This is a genomic window from Fibrella rubiginis (genome assembly GCF_017353185.1).
GTDB classification, from domain to species: Bacteria; Bacteroidota; Bacteroidia; order Cytophagales; family Spirosomataceae; genus Fibrella; species Fibrella rubiginis.
In genome coordinates this window covers 333,207-345,917 of record NZ_JAFMYV010000006.1, presented here as the reverse complement: position 1 = coordinate 345,917, position 12,711 = coordinate 333,207, and the positions used below count along the sequence as shown (strand labels likewise).

At 53.3% G+C, this 12,711-nt stretch carries 10 protein-coding genes; 7 read left to right on the top strand and 3 right to left on the bottom strand.

Annotated features, from left to right (window positions below; translation table 11 throughout):
* Positions 1–38 precede the first annotated feature (38 nt).
* On the bottom strand, positions 39–941 hold the full coding sequence (locus J2I47_RS14095) for a DUF1338 domain-containing protein (protein ID WP_207365225.1): 903 nt from the start codon (positions 939–941) through the stop codon (positions 39–41).
* Between the two features lie 144 nt (positions 942–1,085).
* On the opposite strand from J2I47_RS14095, the gene recG reads away from it, so the two are divergent.
* Positions 1,086–3,194 carry an ATP-dependent DNA helicase RecG gene (recG, locus tag J2I47_RS14090; protein WP_207365224.1) on the top strand — a complete coding sequence of 703 codons (2,109 nt, stop codon included), beginning with the start codon at positions 1,086–1,088 and terminating at the stop codon, positions 3,192–3,194.
* A gap of 227 nt (positions 3,195–3,421) precedes the next feature.
* On the opposite strand, the gene J2I47_RS14085 is transcribed toward recG, so the two are convergent.
* Together J2I47_RS14085 and J2I47_RS14080 are read right to left on the bottom strand one after the other, a co-directional pair.
* Positions 3,422–3,877 (bottom strand): hypothetical protein, encoded by a 456-nt coding sequence (locus tag J2I47_RS14085; protein ID WP_207365223.1) that lies wholly within the window; start codon positions 3,875–3,877, stop codon positions 3,422–3,424.
* Positions 3,843–7,376, bottom strand: a complete 3,534-nt coding sequence (locus J2I47_RS14080) for a tetratricopeptide repeat protein (protein WP_207365222.1) — start codon at positions 7,374–7,376, stop codon at positions 3,843–3,845. The genes J2I47_RS14085 and J2I47_RS14080 overlap by 35 nt, the downstream gene beginning before the upstream one ends.
* A gap of 231 nt (positions 7,377–7,607) precedes the next feature.
* Between J2I47_RS14080 and eno the strand changes: the two genes are divergently transcribed.
* The 6 genes from eno to J2I47_RS14050 all read left to right on the top strand — a co-directional run bounded on the left by eno (position 7,608) and on the right by J2I47_RS14050 (position 12,711).
* Positions 7,608–8,885 carry a phosphopyruvate hydratase gene (gene eno / locus J2I47_RS14075; protein ID WP_207365221.1) on the top strand — a complete coding sequence of 426 codons (1,278 nt, stop codon included), beginning with the start codon at positions 7,608–7,610 and terminating at the stop codon, positions 8,883–8,885.
* A 117-nt stretch (positions 8,886–9,002) separates the two neighbouring features.
* A complete protein-coding gene (locus J2I47_RS14070; RefSeq protein WP_207365220.1) occupies positions 9,003–9,308 on the top strand; it encodes a septum formation initiator family protein in 306 nt (101 codons plus the stop codon).
* Positions 9,309–9,465: 157 nt separating this feature from the next.
* Complete coding sequence (locus J2I47_RS14065) at positions 9,466–9,954, top strand: low molecular weight protein-tyrosine-phosphatase (protein WP_207365219.1); 489 nt, start codon at positions 9,466–9,468, stop codon at positions 9,952–9,954.
* Positions 9,955–10,040: 86 nt separating this feature from the next.
* Entirely contained in the window at positions 10,041–11,615 is a 1,575-nt protein-coding gene (gpmI, locus tag J2I47_RS14060; RefSeq protein WP_207365218.1) for a 2,3-bisphosphoglycerate-independent phosphoglycerate mutase, read from the top strand.
* A gap of 155 nt (positions 11,616–11,770) precedes the next feature.
* A complete protein-coding gene (locus tag J2I47_RS14055) occupies positions 11,771–12,106 on the top strand; it encodes a XisI protein (protein WP_207365217.1) in 336 nt (111 codons plus the stop codon).
* A 38-nt stretch (positions 12,107–12,144) separates the two neighbouring features.
* Positions 12,145–12,711, top strand: a complete 567-nt coding sequence (locus tag J2I47_RS14050; RefSeq protein WP_207365216.1) for a hypothetical protein — start codon at positions 12,145–12,147, stop codon at positions 12,709–12,711.

Here is a 12,711-nt window from a genome sequence, read left to right as displayed (position 1 = left end):
GCAGGAGAGGTTGCGTAAATATACTTCCTCGGTGGGCTCTACAACCCCGTTTGGGCCACAAAGGTGCTTTCAAAAATCTTGTCGGCGTTGGCGGCTTCAAAACCTTCGCGGCGGTGTTCACGGGTGAGCTGTCGCGTGGGCAGGTGCGCAAACTGAGGCAGAACCCGCCGTTCGGCAAACTCCACATAAGACCCTGCAATGCGGTGCATTTCGCCACCGGCAAATTGGGCGTCTACCAACTGAGCCACCGTTGATGCCTGCCGCAAACCACCGTCCGGGCTTACTTTGATCACGCCCCCCGACGAATTGAGTTTGAACCCCCGCGCCTGCAAAAACTGGACGAACCCGTCGATGGTGTTGTAGCCGTCGGGCAGGTTATGTACGCTGATGGTAAAGTGGTTGAGGTAATACCGGTTGTAGATCACCCAGGCAGCGTATTCGCTTTCCGCCAGCAACGTCTGGTATTCGGCCAGGGTTGGTGTAGCCCAAAGTGGCTGATGTAAAAACTGGTCGACGGCAGCACCATCGGCCAAATCCAGGGCATCGACGGGGTCTTTATCCACCGTATCGGTGTATTTGTGGATAATTTCCTGCGCCATTGTGGATAACTCATGCACGCGCAGTTCACTGGCGAAGATCCGGGGCAGGTTATCAGCAGCACGGTGGGCGGGGGGAGCATACCAATAGGCACTGAGTTTTTTTTCAGCGAAATTATACGGGTCGCGCTTTTCGTAGCCGTAGGCCAGAAAGATCTTCTCAAACGATGCCAGCCCCAGATTAGGCACGCCCATGGTGCGGAAGGCAATGTGGTCGTTTTCAATCTGGTTCGGCGAATGAATCATGCCTTCGGCCATCATAGCGTCAATAATATTCTGCACGTCGGGGACGCGCTCGGTATAGCGGCGCATGAGGCCGGAGAGTACGGTGTCGAGGGGGGACATGGCTGAGGTTTGTTGGTTTATCCGTTTGTTAGGTTGAATGCAGGTATGGGTTCGCTCAACCCAACAAACGAACAGACAAACCAACAAACAACCAAACTACTTCTCTCAAACCGTTATTTTTACTGTATCGTTGCCCCAACGTACATGACCGAACGGACCACCTTTTTCGACACCCGACTTGACTACCTCAAGGGCCTCGGACCGCAACGGGCTGAGTTACTGAACAAAGAGCTGAGCCTGTTTACGGCCGGCGACCTGATTCAGTACTATCCGTTTCGCTACGAAGACCGCACGCGCTTTTACACCATCGCCGAATTAATGGAGTCGATGCCTTCGGCGCAGGTGCGCGGTCGCCTCCGCGACTGGCATACGGAGGGCGAAGGACCCAAAAAACGCCTCGTCGGGCATTTTACGGATGGCACTGGCACCATGGACCTGGTCTGGTTTCAGGGGCTGTCGTGGCTCGAAAAAACATTGCGTCGTGATGGTGAATACGTGGCGTTTGGCAAACCCCAGGAGTTTCAGGGTAAGTTCAGCATTGTCCACCCCGAACTCGACGCCATCCGCCCCGACGCCGAACCGGAAGCCACGCTGTCGCCGGTGTATAACCTGACCGAAAAGCTCCGCCGCCGGTTTGTCGACAACAAGGTGATGGCCAAGGCCATGCGGTCGTTGCTGGAACAGGCGTGGCCGCACATCAGTGAAACGCTACCCGCCAGTTTGATCGAGAAATTTCGGTTGGTGGGCAAGCGTGAGGCGGTCTGGAACATTCATTTGCCCCAAAGCCCCGCGTGGCTACGACAGGCCGAACGGCGACTGAAATTTGAGGAACTGTTCTACAACCAGCTTCGGCTTATTGCTAACAAGCTGATTCAGAAGGAGGAACATCCGGGGCAGGTGTTTGCCAAAACGGCGTTGCTCGCGCATTTCTACAAAAATCTGCTGCCTTTTCCGCTTACGGGTGCTCAGCAGCGTGTGTTGCGCGAGATTCATAAAGACTGCCTCACGGGGCGGCAAATGAACCGGCTCTTGCAGGGCGACGTAGGTAGCGGCAAGACCATCGTGGCGTTTATCACCATGTTGCTGGCCATCGACAACGGGGCACAGGCCTGCCTGATGGCCCCCACCGAAATCCTCGCCGACCAGCATTATAATGGCCTGAAACCCTTCGCCGACGCCATGGGCCTGAACCTTGGTATTCTGACGGGCAGCACCAAAACCAAACGCAGGCGGGTACTACACGAGGAATTGCAGACAGGCAAAATGCACATCCTGGTGGGCACCCACGCCCTGCTCGAAGACGTGGTGCAGTTCCGCAACCTTGGCCTCTGCATCATCGACGAGCAGCACCGGTTCGGGGTGGCGCAACGGGCCAAAATGTGGGCTAAAAATCCGGTGGTGCCACCGCATATTCTGGTGATGACCGCCACGCCCATTCCGCGTACGCTGGCCATGACCCTTTATGGTAACCTCGACATTTCGATCATCGACGAGATGCCCGCCGGACGGAAGCCCATCAAGACCGTGCATAAGTACGACAAGCACCGCGCCGAGGTCTTCGGCTTCATGCGGCAGCAGATCGAACTGGGGCGGCAGGTGTATGTAGTCTATCCGCTCATTGAAGAGTCGGAAACGCTGGATTACAAAGACTTAACGGATGGATTCGAAGGCATGCAACGGGCATTTCCGCAGCCACAGTACCAGGTGGGCATCCTTCACGGTAAGATGGACCCCTATAGTAAGGACTACGAAATGACCCGTTTTGCGAAGGGTGAAGTAAACATTTTGGTGGCTACCACGGTGATTGAAGTAGGCGTAAACGTACCCAACGCCAGCGTGATGGTGATTGAAAGCGCCGAACGCTTTGGCCTGTCGCAACTGCATCAGCTACGCGGCCGGGTAGGCCGGGGCAGTGACCAGTCATACTGTGTGCTGATGACAGGCTACAAACTCAGTGCCGACACCAAGTTGCGCCTGGAAACGATGGTGCGCACCAACAACGGCTTTGAAATCGCCGACGTAGACCTACAACTCCGCGGCCCCGGCGACCTGGCCGGCACCCAGCAGTCGGGCCTGATGGACCTGCGCCTCGCCGACCTCGCCAAAGACGGCCCCGTACTCACGGCCGCCCGCGAATCGGCTCAGATCATTCTGGAAACCGACCCCCAACTGATCCTCCCCGAACACGCCCCCATTCGTAACCACATCGACGCCATCGGCCGCACCCAGTCCGACTGGAGCCGTATTAGTTGAGAGGAGGTTCAACGTCTAATTGTATGGGTTGAGGAGATTGTTAGTGGCGTAGCTTCGCGCTCTAGGCCCTTCGACAGGCTCAGGGTGACAGGGACATGGATTTAGGTTCTTGAGATGATTCAAGGTCGTTGTCACCCTGAGCTTGCCGAAGGGCAGAGCGCGCGAAGCTACGCCAGTTTACAACCTCAAATGTCCAGGGTTGCTCCGCCTTCAGTACTAGCGCAACCTCATCCGTCGCCTAGTCGGAAATCACCTCTGGCTTTGATGACTGTGCCTCCCTTGACAATATTCTTCTGATCGTAGTTAGGTGAACCAGGGTCTGTTTTATCACCGATGTGTACCGACCCTGTAATGTCAATATCGGCCCCGTCGATAATGTTTTTGGCGGTGGGGCTGTGCTGTGCGTAGGCGGCTAGCTGAACTTTCAACTCTTCCACAAACTGCGGATTTTTTATCAGTTCACTCAGCTTGGCGGCTAGCACAGCCTCTTTCACTGCTACTGGTTGCGTTTCTGACTCCACAATGGTTTTGGTAACAGGGTCATCAGGCTTCAAAAACCACGACCGTACCCATAGCATTCCTGCCGTAACGAAATCTTGGGGGAATTTCTTCACCTCCTCATTTTCCAGAATAAGGTCAGTGACGTACTTAGTGGCTAGTGGAATTAGTGTTTCGGGCGGCATTTTCTTCGTTTTCAATTAAAGTCCAAATTTCATCGAATCTACTTTGGCCAATTTCTTCAAATATTTCTCCAATGTAAATGGCAGCATCTTCTATATTTGACGCTAATAATACAGCTTGTCTTTTATATCGTATCGCTTCCATATAATTAGAAAAATGTTTATGGTAGATGAATCCAATATTGGTTAATGTCTTTAAAAACGATGGAAGGTCATATATTTTTTGGTTACTTGTTAATTTCTGTAATTGCATACTTTCAAGATAGTGAGACAAAGCCAGATCATAGTTTTTTTGCAAGTAAAATAAGTTGCCCAAAGCCCTTAAAGCGTGCACTTTTCCAGGTACGTTATGGATGCTAACTGCTATTTCATAACTATCTTCATAATAAGAGCGGGCCACATCAAACTGCTTTAATCGTTCATTTATTACGCCTAACATCCCCAGAATACTAACTATTCCATTCTTCTCATCTAGTGCGAGGCGAATATTTAGTCCCTTGTTACAATAGTATATTGCCTTACCATATTTATTCTGTTTAAGGTATAACATTGCCATATTACCATACGCTACACTTTTTCCTGAAATATCTCTCACCTTCTTTTTTAAAATTAAACTTTCTTTTACACATGATATTGCAGCATCATATCTCTCTTGTCTAAAATATATAAGGCTAATATTATTTAGACTGCTTCCTAATCCACGCAAATCGTTGATCTTTCTTCTAATTTTTAAGGCTTTCTTAAAATAAAATAATGCCTCAGATGGTCTTTGTGTTTCATTATAAACTCCACCAATATTATTATAATTCTCGGCTTCTCCTCTAATATCCTTGATTGAGATACATATCGAGAGGCTTTTCATAAAAAATTCTAAGGCTTCATCATATCTACCTGTAGACAAGCTTATTGATCCCATCAGGCCAATAGAATTAGCATTTGTGTGTGGTGATATATTTCTTCGTAAAAGATCTTCGCACAGATCTTTTGCCTTACTATTAAATCCTATCTTCCTAAAATTATCTGATATAATCAATGTGGAGTTGGCATAGTCATCCCAAGCTTCGGCTTGCTCATAATAATCTTTGGCAAGCAGTTGATCATCCCATATAGGCTGGGCGTGATAATACTGCCCGGCCCGGTAGGCGAGGGGCTTGGTATCTTCGGGCGTGAGGTGGCCCTGCTGCCGCAGCCAGGCCCGCGTGAGGGTGTGTATCTCAACCGCATCATCGTGGCCAAAACAAAGTGCTTTCTGCTGCAATACACGCAGAATGGGCGTGAGGGTTGCTTCGGGCTGTTCCAGCACGTGGACAAGGGCGGCCACGGGGACGCGGCCCGTCAGCACCGAGGCATGGGCAAAGACCGCCCGTTCGGTATCGGTCAGGCTGTTGTAGAGGGTGCCAAGCAGCAGGTTTTCCATCAGGCGGCTTTCAACTTCAGCTAGTTGGTCAAGGTCAAACGCTACGCTGTTGGTTAGAATACCTTCCAGAAACTCGAAGGCGCGAGGCAGGCCGTCGAAGCGGGCGTAGAGCAAGTTTTGTTGCGCGTTGGGTAGGCGGCTCAACCGCTCCGATGCCTGAATGTAGCGGTACTGCTCGGCAAAGGTCATCTGGCCCAGCGGCAGGTGCGTCAGGTCGTCGTGCAGGTCGGCTATCGCATAGCGGGTCGTAAACAGAATTTGGCTCGGCTTGGGTAGGTGGCAGAGCAGGTGTCGCAGAAAGTCGCACAGGTCGGCGGAATAAAAACGACCCTGCTCGTCGTGTACGTCCTCGGCATTGTCGAAGAGCAACAGCATCGGGCACGCACGGAGGCAGGTGTCAATCACGGCCTGTAGCTTCTCCAGGGTGGGTACGTCGGGGTTCTTCAGAACAGCCTCCATTTCCTCCATCACGTCGGCATCGGGGTTGGCACGTTTTTTCCAGACAGCTACCAGTCGGTTCAGGATACTCATTTCCTCAATAGCGTGGTTGCCCTTCCGAAACAGCAGCACGGGCGGGTTGCCGTGGTGGGTACGGTAATGGTTGGCGAAGGCTTCGGCGGTGGTGGTTTTGCCCAGCCCGCCCATGCCGTGCAGGCACATGGCTTTGTGTTGGTTGAAGCCCTGCCGCAACTGGATCAGGATGCGTTTGCGGCCAATGAAATCCTCCCCAATCAGCCGGGTATGTTGACTGCGCCTGAACGTCAGCGGGGGGTAAAACGCCTCGTGTGTCTTACTGTCATAGGACTGTTGCCGGTTAATGAGCGAGCCAATACCCTGATTCTGAAACAGCACGGGTGTAAACCACTCTGCCGCAATGGCTGCCTGCGGGTTGACCTGCCGTTGCCTCGCTGTACCCTGCCAGAGATACTGCCGAGCATCGTACACCGCTTTGGTGAGCGAATCGCCCGCCGCTAGGCTGCTGTAGAACTGCCGGGCAAACTGGCGGGCAGCGTCGTCAGAAACAGAAAAGCGCATCGCCAATACGGCGGGCAGGCCCACCTCGGCCAATTGTCGGGCCACATTACCCTTGGCTTCGCCCGCCGCCGTTTCGCAAGCATTGATTACCAATAGTTTAACTGATTTAAGCGGGCTAAACACGGCCCCAAGTTGGCTACCCGTCACGGTCAGTTGGTTGCCGTCTTCGTCTTCCAGCAGCAGGACACCCTCCTGTTCATCGGCTTGGTATGCGCCATGTCCGCTGATATGCACGATGTCGTGGCTGCGTTTGGTGATGGCGTCGGTGATATCGGTCAGGCTGGCGCAGTCGAGAATCTCGATCACCAGCGGCGGCTGGTTGATCGGGTTCTGTGCTACCTCAATGAGTTGCCGTAGTTCATTTTCAAGCTGCAACTGCTTGGCGTGTTCGGGCATATTCTCTGGTAGGGCCAATACAAACAGCACTTTCAGCGGGGCGTTGCGGTTGGTTTGGCCCTGCGGGGCGAAGGCATCGAGGGTGGCGAGGTGGCTCCGAATCAGCCCGAAGGTATTGGGCGGCAGCGCGTCGGCCCCAGTACTCAGGCAGGCCAGCACCATCTCCCAGGGCAGTTGCAGCAGGGCGTCATCGTCGGTCGAGATCACTAGCAGCAGTTCGGCCAGTTTGCCCTGTTGCAGCAGGGTCATAAACTGCCCGATAGCCGCGCCGACATTGCCCCCGAAGAAAGTCTGATGCAATAGGTTGGTCAGCGCGGCTTCGGCCTGTATGGGTGCGGCAGATGGGGCTGTGCCAATCCGTATCTGACCGCCCATAGTCCGTCGCATGGCCTGAAACGCCTCGACCTCTTCAAACAGCGCGGGCGGAATCGTGACGGCAACGGCCTGTTCGTAGTGGTCTACGATGCCGCTTTGGGCATTTTTAGCCGACAGTCGGGCCATGTAGTGGCCTGCGTCGGTCGCCTCGAATCGCAGAAACAGCACGCTGTGGCTATCCTGAAATCGTTGCTGAATAGTGTAGTAGATGGTATCACCGATGTAGACGTTCCCGTCGGCCCGGATGATGCCGTTGTTGATGTTATGCTGGTGTGTCATGGTGCAGTAAAATAGCGAAAAGCCGACGATAAACGAATTAGGTAGAGGGCTAAAAAGGCAACGACCCATCAGCGCGAATCTGGCGCAGAGACAGGTTGTCGGGCAACACTGCCTACTGCTACTGCCCACTGCTACTTCCTTTTTCCGTTTATTTGTGCTGTGAAAAAGGGCATTAGCACCTGTTTCGGTTGTTGTCTTGACTTTAATCCAAATTTTTGTTCGTAAAGCACAATGAGTACTATTCAAAGCATCCATGCCCGCCAGATTCTTGACTCGCGCGGCAATCCGACCGTTGAGGTCGACGTTCGTACCGAAACCGGTGCCCTGGGCCGCGCCGCTGTGCCGTCAGGCGCCTCGACTGGTACGCACGAAGCCGTTGAACTCCGCGACGATGATGCCAAAGTGTACGTTGGCAAGGGCGTGTTGAAGGCTGTTGAAAATGTGAACGAGCTGATCTATCCCGAACTGGTGGGCATTGATGTGACCGATCAGGGCATGATCGACAAGATTATGCTCGAACTCGACGGTACGCCCAACAAAGGTCGCCTGGGTGCCAACGCCATTTTGGGTGTGTCGCTGGCCGTAGCTAAAGCCGCCGCCATCGATTGCGGGATGCCGCTGTACCGCTACATCGGTGGGGTGAACGCCAATACCCTGCCCGTGCCGATGATGAACATCCTGAACGGGGGGTCACATGCCGACAATTCAATTGATTTTCAAGAGTTTATGGTCATGCCAGCCAACGCACCCAGCTTCTCTGAAGCGTTGCGGATGGGTACCGAGATCTTCCACAAACTGAAGGGTGTGCTGAAAAGCAAAGGCATGAGCACCAACGTGGGCGACGAGGGTGGTTTTGCGCCCAACATCAAGTCGAATGAAGAGGCGATTCAGATCGTGATTGAGGCCATCGAAAAGGCTGGCTACCGCCCCGGCGAAGACGTTTGGATTGCGATGGATGCCGCTGCGTCGGAGTTCTACAACCCCGAAACGAAAGAATACCATTTCAAAAAATCGACCGGCGACAAGCTGACCTCGCCCCAAATGGCACAGTACTGGGCCGACTGGGTGTCGAAATACCCCATTATGTCGATTGAAGACGGCATGTCGGAAGACGATTGGGACGGCTGGAAGCAACAGACCGAACTGGTGGGCAAGAAGATTCAACTCGTTGGTGATGACCTGTTTGTGACCAACGTAACGCGCCTGCAGGAAGGTATAGACAAGGGTATTGCCAACGCTATTCTGGTGAAAGTAAACCAGATCGGTTCGCTCACGGAGACCATCGACACGGTGAACCTGGCGAAGCGCAACAGCTACAAAAACATCATGTCGCACCGCTCAGGCGAAACTGAAGATGCTACCATCGCTGACCTTGCCGTAGCCCTCAACACCGGCCAAATCAAGACCGGTTCCGCCTCCCGGTCCGACCGCATGGCCAAATACAATCAACTCCTGCGCATCGAAGAAGAACTAGGCGAAATGGCCTATTTTCCGGGACTTAAATTCTAATGAGTGAATGAGCGATTGAGTGAATGAGCGAATATTGCTTACGCCAGAGCAAACCCATGCCGCACCGGCGGACCGGTCAGCCTATTCACTCAATCACTCATTCACTCATTCACTCCCATGAACCTCCTCAACCACCGCCGCAAGTTTTACATCTTCACGGGCCTTGGCTTCGTGTTGTGGATGCTGTTTTTCGATGCCAACGATCTGCGCTCACAAGCGCGCAACTGGTGGAAACTGCGCGAACTGGAGCAGGAGAAAGCTTTTTATCAGGAACAGATCGAGCTAACCAAAGCGGAACAAAAAGAGGTGCTGGGCAGCCAACGCCTCCGCATTAAATACGCCCGCGAAAAGTACCTGATGAAAAAACGCAACGAAGATGTTTTCGTACTGGTAGACGAAAATGATGAACCGTTAGAAAAATAGAAGGGGTTCAATGTTCAACGTCTAAGGTTCAAGGTTGCTTCGCCCGTATCTGATGGAGCGTTGCTCCGTTCGTTCCAGCGTAAAAACGGAGCAACGCTCTGTCAGACATGGGCGAAGCAACCTTGAACCTTAGACGTTGAACCCCCTTGCCCCTTTTATGATCTCCCTGCTTTTCGTATGTCTCGGAAATATTTGCCGGTCGCCGGTGGCGGAGGGGGTGTTTCGGCAACTGGTGATCGAAGCGGGGTTGGCTGACAAAATTCAATGCGATTCGGCAGGAACGGCCTCATACCATATCGGGCAATTACCCGACCTGCGCACCCGGCAGAATGCGCTCACGCACGGCCTTACGCTCACGCACCGCGCCCGCCGCATGACCGGCGAAGACCTGGCTCAGTTTAATTACATCATCGCCATGGACGAAAGCAATTTCGAGGCAGTAATGAAACTCAGCCAACGCTCGGTTGGCCTGACGCACGATGACTCCATCTTCCTTCTCCGCGAATTCGACCCCGCCATCAGCGACGAACCCAACGTGCCCGACCCTTATTACGAAGGTCCCGACGTTTTTGAAGAAGTGTACCAAATCGTTCACCGCTGCTGCGGGGAGCTGCTCAAGTATATTATTTCTAATGAGCGTATCTAATGGGCGAATGAGCAATTGAGTGACTATGCGTTCCAGTCCAGACAGTCACTCAATCGCTCATTCGCTCAATCACTCATTCTACTCCTATGCAAAAAAAAGTTATCCTCGTCATTATGGACGGGTGGGGCATAACCACCCAAAATGACCGCTCGGCGCTGGCGGCGGCAAAAACTCCGTTCGTTACCGACGCCTGGAATCGCTATACACACAGTACGCTGGCTGCGTCGGGTCTGCCCGTGGGTTTGCCCGATGGACAGATGGGCAATTCGGAAGTGGGCCACATGAACCTCGGCGCGGGGCGAATTGTATACCAGGATCTGGTGAAAATCAACCTCGCCGTTGAGCAGCATACCCTGCAACACGAGCCTGTTCTGGCTGATGCCCTGGCCCGCGCCAAAGCCGGCAACAAGAAAGTCCACCTCATCGGGCTGGTGTCCGACGGGGGTGTTCACGCGCACATCGACCACCTCAAAGGCCTGCTCAGCATTGCCCACGAGCAGGGGCTTCGCCATGTGTTCGTCCATGCGTTCACCGACGGGCGCGACACCGACCCCAAAAGTGGCCTGGCTTATCTGACCGACCTCTCGGAACACATGGCGAAGACCACCGGTCAACTCGCTACCGTGGTGGGTCGGTTCTATGCCATGGACCGCGACAACCGCTGGGAACGCGTAAAAGTGGCTTACGACGCCATGGTCAACGCCGTGGGTGACCGCGCGCAGGGCGACGGCGTGTTTCAGGCCATCCGCCATGGGTACGAAGCGGGTACTACTGACGAGTTTATCTCACCAATCGTGATGGAAACTTCTGACCATCAACCTATTGCCAAAATTGAAAATGGCGACGTGGTGATCTGCTTCAACTTCCGCACCGACCGGGGCCGCGAGATTACAATGTCCCTAACGCAGAAGGACTTCCCGGAACAGCAGATGCATAAGCTCGACCTGGACTACATCACCATGACCAACTACGACTCCGATTTTGTGGGTGTGAAGGTCATTTATGAAAAAGATAACCTCGAGAAGACCCTCGGCGAAGTGGTTGCTGAAGCGGGACGGAAGCAGATACGCATTGCCGAAACCGAAAAATATCCCCACGTTACGTTCTTTTTTTCGGGTGGACGTGAGGCCCCATTCGCGGGCGAAACCCGGTTATTGGTGCCCTCGCCAAAGGAAATGACGCTGGTGAACGAGCAGGGCGAAACTGTTACCGTGCCCGTAAAGACCTACGACCAGAAACCGGAGATGTCGGCAGAAGGCATTCGCGATGCCATTGTGGCCGAACTGAAGAAAGAAGAAGTCGACTTTGTGTGCCTCAACTTCGCCAATACTGACATGGTAGGCCACACAGGCGTGTTTGCCGCCGTGGTGAAAGCCGCCGAAACCGTCGACGCCACCACCCGCGATGTGGTGACGACCGGCCTGGAACATGGCTACACCTCCATTATTATTGCCGACCATGGCAACGCCGATTACATGGTCAATGACGACGGAAGCCCCAACACGGCCCATACCACCAGTCTGGTGCCCTGCATTCTGGTCGATGACGACTATCAACCCGCATTGAAAAACGGTAAACTCGGCGACATTGCCCCCACCATTCTGGCCCTGTTGGGCATTCCCCAACCCCCCGAAATGACCGGCGAAAGCCTGTTGGTGTAAGCTGCGCACACTAGGCCCTTCGACAAGCTCAGGGTGACAGGGAAATTGAATCAATTCAAGAACTTGAATCCATTTTCTTGTCACCCTGAGCTTGTCGAAGGGCCTAGTGTGCGCAGCTTTTCAAGTTATAATAAACAACAACGCTTAATTATACGATGGATAAGCTAACGCACTACCGCCAACTCATTCGGTCTTTGATGACTGAGTATGCCGGATTCAAGCCAAAATGCGGCCAAATAGACAGTGAGCTGATCATCGATAAAGCAGAAAACCATTTTCAGGTGGTTAGGGTAGGATGGTTAAATAAGCATCGTATTCACGGTGCCAGTTTACACCTCGACATCATCGGCGATAAGATTTGGATCCAACACGACAGTACCGACAGTCCCATCGCTGATGAACTGGTTGAGGCGGGTGTTTTCAAAGAAGACATTGTGCTGGCCTTCCAGCCGGAGGATATACGACCCTACACAGGCTTTGCTGTGCGTTAACGCTGAACGACTACCGCCCCGTTACTGTTTTTCGGTTTATGAAATACGTTTTTGGATTGCTGGCCCTGCTCAGTTTTTCGGCCTGCGAAAAGGCAAGCCAACAAAATACCCCCCCCGTTTATTACGATGTGCTGGGCTATGTGAAGGGCCAAATTGATGTGCTCTCGAAAACCAAACCGATGGTGAGCAAGCGGGCAGAGATTAATGAGAAAAACCAGCAGTTCACTACCCGTACCATCAACTGGAAACGTGAACTGGAACTGTTTACCCAGGCCGATATTAATAAGCCTGCCCTGCGCCAGAGCTACACCATTGCCCGCCCTGATTCACTCACCTACCGCTACACGCTGAAGCCCTCGGAAAAGAATCTGACCGTGCGTTCTCTGACCGTGCAACTCGATTCAGCCACCCGCAAGCCCCGGCAGATTGAAGCCGTACTAGTCACCAAAAACTTCCTCTACGAGTCAGAGCGGCATATTCTGCTGGAAAGTGGTCCCACTAAAGCAACGCAGTGGGGTGTTCGGCACTACCGGCTGCGGGGTTTTCAGCACCTGTCTGTTTCCGACGCCCATCCGTTCGATGTAGAGGGTACAGTAGCTCAATAG

Coding starts and splice junctions, on each gene's coding strand:
- eno (WP_207365221.1), top strand. CDS start 7,608: ATGAGTACTATTCAAAGCATCCATGCCCGCCAGATTCTTGACTCGCGC.
- J2I47_RS14085 (WP_207365223.1), bottom strand. CDS start 3,877: ATGCCGCCCGAAACACTAATTCCACTAGCCACTAAGTACGTCACTGAC.
- J2I47_RS14070 (WP_207365220.1), top strand. CDS start 9,003: ATGAACCTCCTCAACCACCGCCGCAAGTTTTACATCTTCACGGGCCTT.
- J2I47_RS14080 (WP_207365222.1), bottom strand. CDS start 7,376: ATGACACACCAGCATAACATCAACAACGGCATCATCCGGGCCGACGGG.
- gpmI (WP_207365218.1), top strand. CDS start 10,041: ATGCAAAAAAAAGTTATCCTCGTCATTATGGACGGGTGGGGCATAACC.
- J2I47_RS14055 (WP_207365217.1), top strand. CDS start 11,771: ATGGATAAGCTAACGCACTACCGCCAACTCATTCGGTCTTTGATGACT.
- J2I47_RS14095 (WP_207365225.1), bottom strand. CDS start 941: ATGTCCCCCCTCGACACCGTACTCTCCGGCCTCATGCGCCGCTATACC.
- J2I47_RS14065 (WP_207365219.1), top strand. CDS start 9,466: ATGATCTCCCTGCTTTTCGTATGTCTCGGAAATATTTGCCGGTCGCCG.
- recG (WP_207365224.1), top strand. CDS start 1,086: ATGACCGAACGGACCACCTTTTTCGACACCCGACTTGACTACCTCAAG.
- J2I47_RS14050 (WP_207365216.1), top strand. CDS start 12,145: ATGAAATACGTTTTTGGATTGCTGGCCCTGCTCAGTTTTTCGGCCTGC.